Below are 15,111 nucleotides of genomic sequence, written 5' to 3'. Positions count from 1 at the left end.
GTCCGTTAAACATATATATGTTCATATCAATGAGGCCAGCGGACAGTGTTTAAGAATCTTTCAATCAAGACAGGCTTGACCCTTGCGACAAGCGTGTTTGTCCTGTTGGTACTCGTTGTCGGAACCTGTGCATTTGTCGCGCTGGGCCGGGCAAACCAAGCGCTAAGCAATATGTACGAGCATGATCTGACGGGAAGCACCGCACTGACCCGCAGTTCCGAATTGCTGTTGCGTTGCCGCTCTGCGAAAAACCGCTATGAGTCATTGATTGAGGACAACAAGACCGACGCCGCCACTAAACAGCTCGCTACCGCCCATGAATACTGCAATGAATCGCAAAAGCAGTGGGATGCGTTCGCCGCGTTGCCGGTATCGGGCGATGCACAGGCGCTCATTACCGACGCCGCCGCCAAGCACGCCGCGATGATGCAAAAGGGCATCATGCCGGAGTTCGACGCGCTCGAAGCAAAGGACTTCGACGCATACAAACGTATACAGATGCAGTTCAGCAGCCCGCTCTACAACCAGTTCGATCAACTTTCGCAGCCGTTGCTCGGTTATGTGTCGTCGCGTGCCCAACAGCGTTTCGAAGCAGCGGAAACGACCGCGAACATCGTGAATACGGTACTGGTCGCCTGCGCACTGCTGGCGCTGGTGATAGGCATCACGGTGAGATCTGCGTTGACGCGTCTGGTCGTGAAGCCGATCACGGCGATGGCAGCCGACTTTGAACGCATCGCCGGCGGCGACCTGCGTACGCCGATCATCGTGGAAAGCGACAACGAAATGGGTCAGTTGCAAGGCGCGTTGCGCCGCATGCAAACCGAACTCGCGACGACCGTACGGCACATCCGTCATTCAGCGGAATCCATTACTGTCGCCGCGGGCGAGATTGCTTCGGGCAATACCGACCTGTCGGCGCGCACCGAGCAGCAAGCTGCATCGTTACAGGAAACGGCGGCGAGCATGGAGCAGATCAGCGGCACGGTCCAACGCAACGCGGACAACGCCAGCCAGGCGACTACGCTTGCCGCGAGCGCGTCGACCATCGCGAGTCACGGGAGCGCGGTGGTGAACAACGTGATATCGACCATGGCCGATATCTCGCAGAGTTCGGCGAAGATCGCGGACATCATCACGATCATTGAAGGCATCGCGTTCCAGACCAACATCCTGGCGCTCAACGCAGCCGTGGAAGCGGCGCGGGCGGGCGAGGAAGGTCGCGGCTTTGCGGTCGTGGCCGGCGAAGTGCGCAACCTCGCGCAACGTTCATCGAGTGCGGCCAAAGAGATCAAGGGGTTGATCGATACATCGGTGGAGCGGGTGAGCGTGGGCTCGGGGCTGGTTGGAGAAGCGGGTTCAACGATGACCCAGATCACGCAAGCCGTGCAGCGCGTGACCGACATCATGAGCGAAATCTCAGCGGCATCCGGCGAGCAGAGCCGGGGCATTAGCCAGGTCGCTACCGCCGTCACGCAAATGGACGAGGTCACGCAACAGAACGCAGCGCTGGTGGAAGAGGCTGCAGCGGCCGCGCAATCGCTGGAAGATCAGGCGAAGTCGCTGAAAGACGCGCTCGCGATTTTCAGCGTGAGCCAGTAAGCGTGAGCTAGCGTGAACCAAAGCGCGCAGAAGGCCTGAACAGCCTTCGTGGCGCGTGGCTCAGCGGATTTCAGACTGATACAGGAACTGGCTCGCCGGGCCGCGCGAGCGACGCCATTCGAGCGGATGGCGATCGTATCCATAGGCCAGCCGCTCGATCACCACGATGGGCGTTCCCTTCTCTATGCCAAGCAGTTTTGCGTGCTTCAGGCTTGCGGCTTCGACCGTCAGGGTTTCCGTAGCCGATGCCACGACCTGATTGCATTTCGCTTCGTAGACCGGATAAAGCAGGTCGCCGATAGAGTCGAGCGGCAGATCGGCGAACGCCGCGAAACGGTCGAGCGGCAACCAGATGTCCTCGGTCAGCACGGGCGCGTCCTCGATCAGGCGTAACCGCGCCATCTGGATCACGTTGGCGCCGGACGCGATCTGCAGCGTCGCGGCGACGGCTGCCGGTGCCTCAACCACGCTGCGTTTTAGAATCTGGCTTTTAGGAATCCGCCTTTCGCCGGACTTGCTTTGGAAGCGGAAGAACCGGAAGAGCGAGCCATCGAAACTCGCGCGCCGGACAAACGTGCCGCGTCCCTGGTAACGTTCCAACAGTCCTTCCGCGACGAGCAAGTCGATCGCCTTGCGCACGGTTCCAACCGCGAGGTCGAAGCTCTGGGCGAGTTCCTGTTCGGTGGGAATGGCCTCGCCGGGTTGCCAGCGGCGCGCGGCTATATTCGACGCAAGCTCGTCGCGCAGGCGTTGGTATCGGGGGAGTCGGTTGTCGGCTTGCATGCGTGATCTTCGGTGTAATACATGCACAGGATTGTATGACTTCCCCTCGTGCTGTGTGACGTCAAATTGCGTTGCAGTGGGACGTCGCAGCCCTAACCGCTCTCCTGTGCAACGCCTCGGTTTATTTAGCCGGCAGCGACCGGGCAAATTCGAGCGCGGCGTCTATCAGCTTGCGTCGTAGCGCGTCGCTACCATAGGCTTCCGACGCCGCCCAAACCCAGCCTTCCATTCGCCGGCCACGCGAGAGCATCGGAACAATGCCGGGTATTTTTAATGCCCAGGCATCCCGGTCTTTGCCGAGGCGTACCAGCATGCCGTCGTCGCGGGCGCCGCACAGAAGGTTGCCGTTCACGAGCCACGCCCATCCGCCGAACATCGCCTTCTCGGTGATTCCCGGCTCGGCTCTCAGTTCATCGGCCAATAGTTCTTCCAGGCCTTTATCGCGTGCCACGCTGTTTTCCTGTTCGTTAGGGATGGGCCGCCCGATGAAGCGGTCGTTCATGTCCCGCCAAGCGGGCAACAGTATCGAATCTCGGTCAACCACTTGCCGCCGAGTTGAACGCCTCTGCTCGAGTTATCGCAGATAAAGCCGCTTCGTTTATAAAAGGAGCGCGCGCGACGATTGTCCAGCAAGACCCACAGGGCGACGTCCGTGTATCCGGCGGACTGCAGCGCGTGTCGCGCGGCATCGATCAATCGCTTGCCGATGCCTTTACGCCAGAATGCCGGCGCGATGTAAAGCGTCTCCACTTCGGCCCAGCGATGATCCTTGTCCCCGTCCCGTGAGTCCCCGAATGCGACCCAGCCGAGAAGCGTTTCGTCGGGGTCGGAATCGGAATCGGCGTGAGCGTGGGCTTGAGCGACCAGCACCCGAGGCCTGCCGGCGATGATCGACTTACGCCATGCCTCCTGCCGTTGTGTCACAACCAGATTGGCCAGGTAGGCCTCGGGCAAGATTCCGCGATACGCCGCCTGTCATGAGTCCACGTGGATCGTGGCGATAGCCTGCGCGTCTTCCACCGTGGCCTCGCGTATTCCAACAAGCATGCAGTGTCCCTCGTTGACGTTGGCCGCGTTGATAGTTGAGAGGTCCCCAAGCGCTGCGCACCATCAGGGATGGATTCAAGTTTATCCAAAACTTCTGTTCCGGCAGGTTTCACCCGCATAGACTCCGTGAGGAGCGAACTCCATACTTGCTTAATCCGTCCAGTTTTCGGGGATGTCGGGTCGACGACTGCGGTTGCGTGGACGGTTGCCGATAAGCATCGGAAGTCGCACTCCCACGATGAGAGGCCACATGCGAAAACAATTGCTTCAATGGGGTTGTATCGGATTTGCGGGGTTACTGGCGCTGCCCGGCGTGACGTTCGCGCAGCAGCAGGCGTACACGAATAGCTCGGTCAACCTGCGCGCCGGGCCGGCAGGCGACTACCCGATCGTGACTCAGTTGCCGGGGGGCGTGCCCGTCACCGTCATGGGTTGCATCAGCGGCTACACATGGTGCGACGTGGTCGTGCCCAACTTGCGCGGCTGGGTCTATGCGGGGCGTCTCAGCTATCCGTATCAGGGCGGCAATGTACCGATCCTGACCTACGGAACCACGATCGGTTTGCCTATCGTGACATTTTCCATCGGTTCGTACTGGGGCAGCTATTACCGCGGCCGCCCTTGGTATAACCAGCAATCACGCTGGGCGAATCGTCCGCCTCCCAGGCCCAGTCCCGGCCGTCCGCCCGGTTATGGCGGACGTCCTCCGCCGGGACCACAGCCCGGTCATGGCGGCGGGCGTCCTCCTGGACCACCACCGGGACAAGGTGCAGGCGGGCGTCCTCCAGGGCGACCGCCGGGCCAAGGTGCGGGTGGACGTCCCCCAGGGCCACCGCCGGGACAAGGTGCAGGCGGACGTCCTCCAGGGCGACCACCGAGCCAAGGCGCGGGTGGACGTCCTCCGGGACCGCCGCCGGGCCAAGGTGCGGGAGGGCGTCCTCCAGGCCAACCAGGCGGGGGTGGACGACCCCAGGGACCGCCGCCCGGTCGTGGCGGCGGAGGAAGCAACGGGAGTGGCCACGGCGGTGGCGGGCAAGGCGGTGGAGGCAACCAACAACCGCGCGGATAACCGCGATCTTTCACCAGTCGCGGCCGGTGACACGGTCTACGCCTGCAGTAACGCGCGAGCGGCGACGCGAAACATCACTGGTTCCGCGTCGCTTGCACCCGCGCCACGCGTTTGGAAAATTCGCCTTTCGGACCAGGCGCCCGCTTTCACGGGCGCCTGAAGCATCGATAAAAAACGCTACCCGTGCAACGCGGGACCGCAGAACACTCGAGCCAGGAACAATGCTGCAAGCCAATGCTTCAACGCAACATGCAAGCGTTAAGACTTTCGCCGCCAAGATGGCTTTCGTGCTGCTCTGGTCAGGCGGCTTTCCGATAGCAAAAATAGCAGTCAGCTATGCACCGCCGCTAACCCTGCTGGCGTTGCGCTACGGATGCACCGTTTGCCTGCTCATCCCGCTCTTCATCATCACCCGGCCTGCGTTGCCGAAGACCCGAACTGCCTGGGGACATGCGTGCGTGGTCGGGTTTCTCGTGCAGGTTGTCTACTTTGGCCTGAGCTACCTCGCCTTCAAAGCGGGGGTATCAGCCGGCGTGGCCGCGGTTATCGTCTCGCTGCAACCGGTGCTTGTGGCTGCGCTGGCGCCGCGACTCGTGGGCGAGCGCGTGGGCGCCCGGCAATGGCTGGGGCTGATCCTTGGGCTCATTGGGGCGACCGGTGTGATTGTCGCGAGATCGAGTCTGTCGGTGCATTCAGTGTCGGGGCTCCTGCTTGTAGTCGGCGCGTTGATTGGAATGACAACCGCGTTGCTTTATGAAAAGCGGTTCGGTGTACGGCAACATCCGGTAACGGCAAATCTGATCCAGTATTCGATTGGCCTTGTATTCTGCGCACCTTTGGCGCTGCTGCTGGAAGACGTTCATGTGCAATGGACCGGGACGTTTGTCGCTGCGCTGAGTTATCTCGTGGTTGGCAACTCGCTGATCGCGATCACGTTATTGCTTGCGTTGGTTCGCGCGGGACAAGCGTCGAAGATCGCATCGTTGTTCTTCTTTATCCCACCGGTTGCAGCAGTGCTTTCATCGATGTTATTGAATGAAGTCATGCCACCGCTGGCATGGGGAGCAATGGTGTTTGCGGTGGCTGGCGTAGCGCTCGCCACTTGGCGATGAATCCCGGAAGACACGAACGGCAGTAGCGAAACGGTGGCCGCTATTTTTGATGGATATCGTGCGGCAAACGCGATCAGATTCTGAACGTTCCGGGCCAACGTGTCGCGGAGTGAAAGTGCGGAGCGTAAAAGCAAAAAGCATTTGAATCGTCACGACTTTGGCCGGACACTGAGCAGTTCTGTCAGCCTTCCGAGTGTATGACCATGTTGCTTGAATGGCCGAATGAACAAAGCGAACGACGTCCTTTAGCGCTCCGACTATATGCCGCGACCGTACTCGCTTTGTGCTTCAATACATCTGCTTTTGCCGATTGCAACGTCCTTAGTAGTGGTCCAGCAGGAATTGCAACGCTGGCGCTTCCCACGAACCTTGCGACTCCCCGCGACGGAGTTGTGGGAACGATTCTGTATGACAGCAATTGGGTCTCGACACCCGACACTAAAGCCAATTGCTCCGGCACCTCGGCAATCACTTTCGGTTATGGCAGCGCGATGACCCCCGTCTCCGGGCAGGCAGGCGTCTATAAAACCGGCCTGGATGGAGTCGGAATAAAGGTGGCTTGGGTCAACGGCATGTCAGGCACCCCCGACATGACTGCCACGAGTCTGGTGAATTGGCCCGCGTCGAACGGTGGGAGCGCGGGTGCTAAAACATACGGCCCAATGGGACGCTTTCGCGTGCAACTGATGGTAACCGGACAGGTTGCCGCCGGTAGCTTCAGCCTTCCAGCCAAATTGGCGACCGGAAATTATGGATCGGCTGAAATAAACGTATTGCAGCTATCAAATAACACCACATCGGTCGCCGCGCCGGCATGCACCGTCCAGCAGTCAGCCGTTTCGGTAACAATGCCGGTGGCCAGCGGGCGTTACCTGCCATCGGTCGGGTCAACAACCGGCGATACCGGGTTCAGCATTTCGATCAATTGCCCAAGCCCGGTCTCTGTGTCCATGACTATGACCGACGCCGCCAATCCCACTAACGTCAGCAGTACTTTGTCACTGTCGCCCACATCGACGGCCAAAGGGGTGGGCTATCAAATTGTCTATAACGGGACAGTAATCAGCTACGGTTCCGATTCGGCCATTGCTAACAACGTGAATCAGTTCAGTGTGGGCACCGTAAGTACCTCCGGCGTACTCGCTATTCCGTTCACTGCACGCTACGTGCGGACCGGGGCGATTACGCCCGGGACGGCGGACGCGAATGCGACCTTTACAATGAGCTACCAGTAAATACCGCCGCCCCCGTCGCCAAGGCGAACGCCAATCTTCAAGGGTGGTTCCGCGGAGTCTTTTGATGCACGGTTTTTTGCGTGCGAGCCGGGATGTCTCTTTGGAACCTCCGCCCTAGGTGTTTAACCCGAGCAAACTCCCTCGCCGTAATAACCCGCTATTACCCTCTTTTCTGTCAACGTTGCATACTTAAGCGACGCTATGACACGAGTCTCGCATGTCCAAATTCCTTCATCTCATGATTCGCGTTGAATCGCTGGATCGCTCCATTGCGTTCTATCAAGACGCGTTCGGCATGCGCGAGTCGCAACGTCTTGACTTCGATACCTTCACGCTCGTCTACCTTCGCGATCCCGAGAGCGGCGCCGAGATTGAACTCACGCTGAACAAAGGTACAACGACGCCCTATACGCACGGCACGGGCTACGGCCATGTGGCGTTTGCCGTCGATGACATTGAAGCGTTCCGTGAGCGCCTGCTGAACCAGGGCATGCAACCGGGCGACCTGAAATCGCTGACTCATGACGGCGCCATTGCCGCACGCTTTTTCTTCATCACCGATCCCGACGGCTACAAGATCGAGGTGCTATCGAGGGAGGGTCACTACGTATGAACTGACGTTGTCGCTGTGCACAATATAAAAGGAGACAAATCATGCCCAAGGCAATCCCCATTGCCATAGTCGCAGCCGAGACCGGCGACGCGATCCCCGCTATATCGTCTATATCGTCTGTGCCGTCTGCACGCGTGAGCCGCAGGCACTTCCTCCAAGGGTCCGTCGTGCTGACCGGTTTGCTGGTGGCCGGCACCCCGATCGCCCTGCTGGCGCCAAGTCGCGCCTGGGCGGTGGAACTAAGCCATATCGATCAGAATCAGGCCGACGCCATCATGGTGCTCGCGCGCACGCTCTATCCGCACAAGACGCTGCCGGATGCGGTCTACGCGCTCGCGGTCAAGGACGTGGACGCCAAAGCCACCGACCCGAAGACCATCGATGTCATCAAGACCGGCGTGGCGAAACTGAACGATGCCGCGTCCGGCAAATGGAACGACACAGCAAGCCTCTCGGACGCGCAGCGAACCGCTATTGTCGAAGCCAATCAGACCGATCCGTTCGTCCTGCTCGTGCGTGGCCAGTGCGTCACCTCGCTCTACAACAACGAGATGGCGTTTGCTCATTTCGGCTACGAGGGCGAAGCGTTCAGCAAGGGTGGCTACGTGTATCGCGGCTTCAACGACCTGACCTGGCTGCCCAATCCGCCCGCCGACGCAAGTCCGCCGGTCGCGTGATAGTCGGAACCGTGGCGCACATCTGATACTGCCGAGGAGGCAAGCATGGCTAAGTTCGACTACAACGACGACTCCGTTGTCGTGATCGTCGGTTCGGGCGCGGGCGGCGGGACGCTGGCAAACGAGTTATGTCAGAAAGGGGTGAAAGTCGTGGTACTGGAGGCAGGCAAGCGCCAGTCATCGGCTACGTTTATCAACGATGAATGGAAGTCTTTCGGGCAACTCGCCTGGACCGACAAACGCACCACGTCAGGTAACTGGCGCGTCGCCAAGGACTTCCCGGAACTGCCCGCATGGATCTGCAAGACGGTCGGCGGCACTACCACGCACTGGGCGGGCGCGTCGCTGCGGATTCACGAGCATGAGTTCAAGGCGCGTACAACTTACGGTTCCATCGACCAGGCGAACCTGCTCGACTGGCCGATCACACTCGCCGATCTCCAACCCTACTACGCGCGCGCCGAAGACAAGATGGGCGTCACGCGCACGAACAACATTCCGGGTCTGCCGGGCAACAACAACTTCAAAATCATGTACGACGGCGCGACGAAGGTCGGCTACAAGAACTGCAGCACCGGCCACATGGCAATCAACAGCCAGCCACGCGCCGGGCGTGGCCGTTGCATGCAACTCGGCTTCTGTTTCCAGGGCTGCAAGTCGGGTGCGAAATGGTCGACGCTCTATACGGAGATTCCCGCGGGCGAGGCCACGGGCAGGCTCGAATTGCGGCCGGAGTCGCATGTGATGCGTATAGAGACAAACGCAGCCGGCAAAGCGAGCAGTGTGGTTTACATGGATGCCGACGGCAAACAGCAGCGTCAGCGCGCACGCGTGGTGTGTGTCGCGGGGAACTCGATAGAAACACCGCGCCTGTTATTGCTCTCGGAATCATCGAAGCACCCGGACGGTCTCGCGAACAGCTCGGGCCAGGTGGGACGCAATTACATGCGGCACACGACCGGCTCGGTATTCGGCGTGTTCAAGGAGCCCGTGCATTTTTATCGTGGCACGGTGATGGCAGGCATCATCACGGATGAAGCCGAATTCAATCCGAAGCGCGGTTTTGCGGGCGGCTATGAAATGGAAACCATTTCGCTGGGCCTGCCGTTCGCCGCCGCATTCTTCGATCCGGGCGCATGGGGATCGGACTTTACTTACTATATGGATAACTACGCAAATACCGCCGGCATGTGGATTGTCGGCGAGGACATGCCGCGTGAGACCAACCGCGTCACGCTGAATCATGACGTGAAGGATCAGGTCGGGTTACCAGTGGCAAACGTCCACTACGACGATCATCCCAATGACATCGCCATGCGCGATCATGCGTTCAAGCAAGGCGAGGCAATCTACGCGGCAGCCGGGGCAGTGAAGACGCTACGCACGCCGCCCTACCCGTCCACGCACAATCTGGGGACCTGCCGGATGAGCGCGAAATCGAGTGACGGTGTCTGCAACAAGCACGGCCAGACCTTCGACGTGCCAAACTTATTCATCTCCGACGGCAGTCAGTTCACGACCAGCGCGGCTGAAAATCCGACGCTGACTATTGTGACGCTGGCGATCCGGCAATCGGATTACATCGCGGATCAGATGAAACGCCGTAATATCTAGGGGCTTGCGAAAGTACGCGCAGAACCCGCAGGAACCGCCGCCCGGCGGTTCCTTCTTCATTGTGAGGAGCTGTCCATGTGCAGGATCTACGCTCAAACCGATCCGATTCTCTATGAATGCCGCGCGCGCTCGGTGCGCATCAGCGGCGTGACGACAACCATCCGGCTGGAAAACCTGTTCTGGCAGACGCTGTCCGAACTCGCCGCCGACAACGACATGACGACGAACCAGCTCATCGCCAAGTTGCATGAAGAGATCACTCAGCATTTGGGCGAAACGACGAATTTTGCGTCGTTCCTGCGCGTCACCTGTCTTCGATATCAAGGGCTGAGGGCGAACGCATCGATGGATTTTCGCAGCCACGTGGCAGCGGCGACGACTGATAAGGTGGCGGGCTGATCGATGACAAAACCGATGACCGGACGTGCATGGGTAAGAAGGTCGTGCTGCGTGTTGTTCGCGGCGCTTGTACTGCCGGTACAGATGGCGCATGCCGCCCCGGACGCGGCAGTTGCCTTGTCGATCGTGCAGAAGAACAACTGTTTGGGTTGCCACGCCGTAAATTCGCAGGTCGTCGGGCCGGCGTATCGAGAGATCGCTAAGAAGTATCACGGCGACGCTACGGCGCCCGACAAGCTGTTTGCCAAGGTCCGCAATGGCGGCGCTTTCGTTTGGGGAGAAGTCCCCATGCCGGCGAACCCCGGTATTAGCGACGCCGACCTGCGTACCGTTATCGCGTGGATTCTTGCCGGGGCGCCTGAGCACTGAGCTCGACCAGTCAGTCCGCGCACGGCGCCTCTCTCCGGCGCGCGGTATTCCTCCCCCATCTAGGTAAAACCCCTGATTTCGCGTGGCCTCCTCACGCACTACTCTCGCGTCACTGATAAACAGAACGACGTTCCGTTAGATAGAACGTCACAAAGCGAGACGCCCATAGGAGGGTTCAATGGCAAGCGTGCCAATACATGCGACACACGGGTCGCCTAATTCAAGCGCCGGCGTGGGCGACACAACGTTCGGCGTCAACGCGCGCATCGACCGGCTGCCGGCGACGCGTTCCGTCTGGATGCTGGTGTTCCTGCTGTCCATTGGCGGCTGGTTCGAATTCTACGACCTGTTTTTCACCGCTTACGTGGGCCCCGGCCTCGTTAAAAGCGGCCTCTATTCCACGACCACAGCGTCCTTCTTCGGTGTCTCGGGACTCGGCGCGTTCGTGGCGGCGTCGTTTGCGGGCTTGTTCATCGGCACATTCTTTCTCGCCGGTCTCGCCGACAAATACGGCCGCCGCACCGTCTTCACGGTCTCGTTGCTCTGGTATTCGGCAGCCACGCTGATCATGGCGCTGCAAACCACCGCGCCCGCCATCAACCTGTGGCGGCTGATTGCAGGCATTGGCGTGGGCGTGGAGCTTGTCACCATCGATACGTACGTGAGCGAGCTCGTCCCCAAGCATCTGCGCGGCCGTGCGTTCGCGTTCGTGCACCTCGTTCAATATTCGGCGGTGCCCTCGGTTGCGTTTCTCGCGTGGTGGCTCGTGCCGCAAAAGCCGTTCGGCCTCGATGGATGGCGCTGGGTCGTGATCATCGGCGCATTGGGTGCAATCGTGGTCTGGGCGATCCGCCGGCGTGTGCCTGAGTCTCCGCGTTGGCTTGCACAACAAGGCCGCACGGCGGAAGCGGAGAAGGTTTTGCAAGCGATCGAGGCTAAGGTCGCTGCGCAGTACGGACGGGCGTTGCCGACGCCGGTCGCAACCGTCGAACCGGCGACAACGAAAGCCGCGTTCCGCGAAATCTGGCAGCCGCCGTATCGCAAACGCGCCATCACCATGCTCGTCTTCAACTTCTTCCAGGCGATCGGGTTCTACGGTTTCGCGTCCTGGGTGCCGACGCTGCTAGTCTCCAAAGGCGTCACGATCACGCACAGCTTGCTGTACTCGTTTGTCATCGCGATCTCGAATCCGTTTGGGCCGCTGATCGGGATGGCGATTGCGGACCGGATTGAACGGAAAACGTTGATCGTGTTGTCGGCGTTCGGGATCGTGGTGTTCGGCAGCTTGTTTGCCACCCAGACATCGCCGGTCATGCTGATGATTATCGGCGTGATGATCACGCTCTGCGGCACGTTGCTTTCCGTCGGGTATCACGCGTATCAGACCGAGCTGTTCCCCACGCGTCTACGCGCTCGCGCAGTTGGCTTTGTTTATTCCATCTCGCGTCTTTCAGCCATGTTTTCCGGCTTCATGATCGCGTTCGCGCTGCGCCACTTCGAAGTGACGGGCGTGTTCGCTTTGATCAGCGTGTCGATGGTGATGGTGATGGGCGCGATCGGCATCTTTGGGCCGCGTACCAACAACCGCAATCTCGATGAGATTTCGCAATGAACATGAGGTTTTGACATGACGCTTCCGTTAACTGGCGTGCGGGTGCTGGATCTATCGAATGTGCTGGCCGGGCCGTTCTGCGCGTATCAACTCGCGTTGCTTGGTGCCGAAGTAATCAAGGTCGAGCATCCGGAAGGCGGCGATCTGGCAAGGCGTCTGGGCGCCGATAAAGAGGCCTCGGCGCGTGACATGGGTGCGTCGTTCGTGGCCGTCAATGCAGGCAAGCAGTCGATCACGCTGAACCTGAAAGATGCGCGCGGCAAGGAGATCCTGCGCTCGCTCGTCAAGACGGCGGATGTGCTCGTGGAGAACTTCCGGCCCGGCGTGATGACGCGGCTGGACCTGGGTTATGAGGCTTTAAGCGAGATCAATCCGAAGCTCATTTATTGCGCAATCTCCGGATTTGGTAAGGATGGCGAATTTTCTAAACGACCGGCTTATGACCAGATCATCCAGGGCATCTCCGGCGTGATGAGCGTGACGGGCGATGCCGACAGCGCCCCGCTGCGCGTGGGTTATCCGGTCTCGGACACGGTCGGCGGCCTGACGGCGGCATTCGGCATTTGCGCCGCGTTGGTCGATGCCCGCGCGAATGGTCGCGGCCGCATGCTCGATGTATCGATGCTCGAAGCCACGCTCTCGACCATGGGCTGGGTCGTGTCGAACTACCTGAACGCCGGCGTCACGCCCGCACCGATGGGCAACGAAAACTTCACGGCCGCTCCGTCGGGCACGTTCAAAACGGGCGACGGCTTGCTGAACATCGCGGCGAATGAAACAAAGCAATTCGTGAGTTTGTGCAAGTTGATCGGCCGCCCGGATCTCTCCGATGACCCGCGCTTTTCCGAGCGCAACACCCGTAAGTTGAATCGCGCGGCGTTGAAGGTGGAGATTGAAGCCGCATTGGCAACGGACAGCGCAATGAACTGGGATGCGAAGTTTACCGAAGCCGGCGTGCCGGTAGGACGCGTGATGTCGGTGCCGGAAATCCTCGCGCATCCGCATTTGGTATCGCGGGAGTTCGTGCACGAGTTCAACGGCGATGACGCCACGACGCGGCAACGTGTCACCCGCGCAGGTTTCCGTTTCTCCGATGCCGACACTGCACCCTCCACCCCCGCGCCGACGTTGTCCGCCAACACGCGCGAGCATCTTGCCACGCTCGGTTTCGACGACACACAGATCGACGAACTACGCGCCGAAGGAGTGATCTGACCATGACGCAAACATTTGACGCCGCTACGCTCGCCGCGGATTACTGGAGCACGTCAATCATCGATATCCATCCGGGATCGATCAACGTGCGCGGCTTTCCGATTCAGGAGCTGATCGGCGCGGTCAGTTTCCCGCAGATGATCTGGCTGATGCTGCGCGGCGAATTGCCCAATAAAGCGCAGGCGGCTTTGTTTGAAGCGGCGCTCGTGGCATCGGTGGATCATGGTCCGCACGCGCCCTCCATCGCCATCTCGCGCATGGCGACGAGTTGCGGTTTGCCGTTGAACGGCGCAATGGCATCGGCCATCAATGCGCTCGACGATGTCCACGGCGGCGCGGGCCAGCAAGCGGTCGAGTTATACGATTCGATCGTCGCGCTCGAAGACGCGGGGGCCGCTTTGAGCGATGCCGTGGCGCAAGGCGTGGATGCGTTCATCGAGACGAAGGGCAAGTATCTGCCGGGCTTCGGGCATCGCTTTCATCCGGTCGATCCGCGTGCGGTCAAGCTGCTTGCTTTAGTCGATGCCAGCGTTGCGCAAGGCGAGATCAGCGGACGATACGCGGCGGTCGCGCGCGGCATTGAAGCGTTGCTCAAGCAGCGGAAGAACAAGCCGGTGCCGATGAACATCGACGGCGCGACGGCCGTTATCTACGCGGAACTCGGCTTCGCGCCGGAGTTGGCGCGCGGAGTGTTTTGCTTATCGCGTGCGGTCGGAATCTTGTCGCATGCGTGGGAACAGCGCGGGCGCAACGAGCGTAACAAAGGCCCGATGCCGCGTCAGATGGCCTACAAATACACGGGTGAACCCGAGCGTCATTTGACTTGAACGTTGGCCGCGTGCCGTTGCGCGTTGCGCAACGCGCGTGCGTCGCCGCCGAGCGCATCAGTCGCACGCGCGGCGCAATCGAACAAAGCGCCAATGTTGCTCGCTACGAACGCCTGATCGATTCGTGAACTCGGACCTGCCAGCGTCAACACGCCGCGCAGGGTCTGACGCACGCCGAAAACGGGCATCGAAATACCGGCTGTCTCGCGGTCCCGCTCGCCCATGGAGACGCAGTAGAAGTCGTCGCGAATGCGCTGGAACACGTCGCCTTCAGCGCCGCCAAACGCGAGCAACGCCAACCCACCTGAACCGCTCTCCAGCGGCAGTACGTCGCCCTCGCGCACGTGATAACGCACGGCATGCGTCGAGTCCACACGATGCAAACACACCCGCACCGCTTCGTCACGCACATAGAACGACACGCTTTCGCCGCTGATTTCGGCGAGTTCACGCATGAGCGGAACGAGGATATCGCCGAGATTCAAACTGCGTTGATACAACGCGCCGAGCATGAAGGTGGCCGGGCCGAGTTGATAGCGGCCGTCGTCGAGACGCAGCAACAAGCGGTGCTGGATCAGCGCGCCCGCCAGGCGAAGCAGCGTGCTTTTGTAGAGCCCGGTACGCGCCGCGAGTTCTGCGAGCGTAAGCGACCCATCGTCGGGTCTGAACGCGAACAGGATCGCGCAAGCACGGTCGATGACGGCAACGCCTTCGCTCTCTTTCGGGCCAGGTTTGATCTCGGGCGTTTGCATGGTTGTACGACGCGAGCGACGTAATCGACGCGTCTCGTCTTGTGTTGATATCGATGGGGAATTTTACGCGATGCGCGGCGCGTCTCATACGGTTCATATAAGAGGCTGGAAGGCCCCTTTTCTACGGAGCCCGCTTTAAAGAATTTCAAAGACGCTTTGATCGGGCGATGGCGGATGACAAATCC

General features: G+C 60.2%; 16 protein-coding genes. 12 read left to right on the top strand and 4 right to left on the bottom strand.

The annotated features are described in order from the left end of the window. Window positions 1-45: 45 nt before the first annotated feature. Window positions 46-1,602, top strand: coding sequence for a methyl-accepting chemotaxis protein (locus GSQ93_RS38555; protein WP_301952087.1), 1,557 nt, complete (start codon window positions 46-48; stop codon window positions 1,600-1,602). A 60-nt stretch (window positions 1,603-1,662) separates the two neighbouring features. Here GSQ93_RS38555 and GSQ93_RS25820 read toward each other — a convergent pair whose 3' ends face one another. From GSQ93_RS25820 to GSQ93_RS25810, 3 genes are all read right to left on the bottom strand, one after another. After that, a complete protein-coding gene (locus GSQ93_RS25820) occupies window positions 1,663-2,385 on the bottom strand; it encodes a GntR family transcriptional regulator (RefSeq protein WP_158938477.1) in 723 nt (240 codons plus the stop codon). A 121-nt stretch (window positions 2,386-2,506) separates the two neighbouring features. Continuing rightward, window positions 2,507-2,836: a TfoX/Sxy family protein gene (locus tag GSQ93_RS25815; protein WP_158938766.1), complete on the bottom strand. Its 330-nt coding sequence runs from the start codon at window positions 2,834-2,836 to the stop codon at window positions 2,507-2,509. A gap of 47 nt (window positions 2,837-2,883) precedes the next feature. Further along, entirely contained in the window at window positions 2,884-3,339 is a 456-nt protein-coding gene (locus GSQ93_RS25810; protein WP_254074053.1) for a GNAT family N-acetyltransferase, read from the bottom strand. Between the two features lie 343 nt (window positions 3,340-3,682). On the opposite strand from GSQ93_RS25810, the gene GSQ93_RS25805 reads away from it, so the two are divergent. The 11 genes from GSQ93_RS25805 to GSQ93_RS25755 all read left to right on the top strand — a co-directional run bounded on the left by GSQ93_RS25805 (window position 3,683) and on the right by GSQ93_RS25755 (window position 14,174). Continuing rightward, window positions 3,683-4,501 (top strand): SH3 domain-containing protein, encoded by an 819-nt coding sequence (locus tag GSQ93_RS25805; RefSeq protein ID WP_158938476.1) that lies wholly within the window; start codon window positions 3,683-3,685, stop codon window positions 4,499-4,501. A gap of 221 nt (window positions 4,502-4,722) precedes the next feature. Continuing rightward, complete coding sequence (locus tag GSQ93_RS25800) at window positions 4,723-5,613, top strand: DMT family transporter (RefSeq protein ID WP_158938475.1); 891 nt, start codon at window positions 4,723-4,725, stop codon at window positions 5,611-5,613. A 203-nt stretch (window positions 5,614-5,816) separates the two neighbouring features. Continuing rightward, on the top strand, window positions 5,817-6,848 hold the full coding sequence (locus tag GSQ93_RS25795; RefSeq protein WP_158938474.1) for a fimbrial protein: 1,032 nt from the start codon (window positions 5,817-5,819) through the stop codon (window positions 6,846-6,848). 217 nt (window positions 6,849-7,065) lie between these two features. Next, the gene (locus GSQ93_RS25790) at window positions 7,066-7,461 is read left to right on the top strand and encodes a VOC family protein (RefSeq protein ID WP_158938473.1); all 396 of its coding nucleotides are present in this window, start codon (window positions 7,066-7,068) and stop codon (window positions 7,459-7,461) included. Between the two features lie 41 nt (window positions 7,462-7,502). Next, a complete protein-coding gene (locus tag GSQ93_RS25785; RefSeq protein WP_158938472.1) occupies window positions 7,503-8,138 on the top strand; it encodes a twin-arginine translocation signal domain-containing protein in 636 nt (211 codons plus the stop codon). A gap of 45 nt (window positions 8,139-8,183) precedes the next feature. Next, window positions 8,184-9,752, top strand: coding sequence for a GMC family oxidoreductase (locus GSQ93_RS25780; protein ID WP_158938471.1), 1,569 nt, complete (start codon window positions 8,184-8,186; stop codon window positions 9,750-9,752). A 75-nt stretch (window positions 9,753-9,827) separates the two neighbouring features. Beyond that, on the top strand, window positions 9,828-10,151 hold the full coding sequence (locus GSQ93_RS25775; RefSeq protein WP_031360302.1) for a ribbon-helix-helix domain-containing protein: 324 nt from the start codon (window positions 9,828-9,830) through the stop codon (window positions 10,149-10,151). Window positions 10,152-10,235: 84 nt separating this feature from the next. Further along, entirely contained in the window at window positions 10,236-10,520 is a 285-nt protein-coding gene (locus tag GSQ93_RS25770; RefSeq protein ID WP_254074079.1) for a c-type cytochrome, read from the top strand. A 178-nt stretch (window positions 10,521-10,698) separates the two neighbouring features. After that, window positions 10,699-12,132 (top strand): MFS transporter, encoded by a 1,434-nt coding sequence (locus GSQ93_RS25765; protein ID WP_158938470.1) that lies wholly within the window; start codon window positions 10,699-10,701, stop codon window positions 12,130-12,132. A 15-nt stretch (window positions 12,133-12,147) separates the two neighbouring features. Then, window positions 12,148-13,347 (top strand): CaiB/BaiF CoA-transferase family protein, encoded by a 1,200-nt coding sequence (locus GSQ93_RS25760; RefSeq protein ID WP_158938469.1) that lies wholly within the window; start codon window positions 12,148-12,150, stop codon window positions 13,345-13,347. Continuing rightward, window positions 13,344-14,174, top strand: coding sequence for a citryl-CoA lyase (locus GSQ93_RS25755; protein ID WP_158938764.1), 831 nt, complete (start codon window positions 13,344-13,346; stop codon window positions 14,172-14,174). Before GSQ93_RS25760 ends, GSQ93_RS25755 begins: the two co-directional genes overlap by 4 nt. Here the strand turns inward: GSQ93_RS25755 and GSQ93_RS25750 are convergent. Then, complete coding sequence (locus tag GSQ93_RS25750) at window positions 14,162-14,926, bottom strand: IclR family transcriptional regulator (protein ID WP_158938468.1); 765 nt, start codon at window positions 14,924-14,926, stop codon at window positions 14,162-14,164. The two genes, GSQ93_RS25755 and GSQ93_RS25750, sit on opposite strands and share 13 nt — an antisense overlap. Window positions 14,927-15,111: the final 185 nt, after the last annotated feature.

The sequence above is a fragment of the Burkholderia sp. S171 genome, from assembly GCF_009766085.1.
GTDB lineage: Bacteria > Pseudomonadota > Gammaproteobacteria > Burkholderiales > Burkholderiaceae > Caballeronia.
The sequence above is the reverse complement of the archived record's forward strand: the minus strand, read 5'-3'. Positions and strand labels throughout refer to the sequence as shown.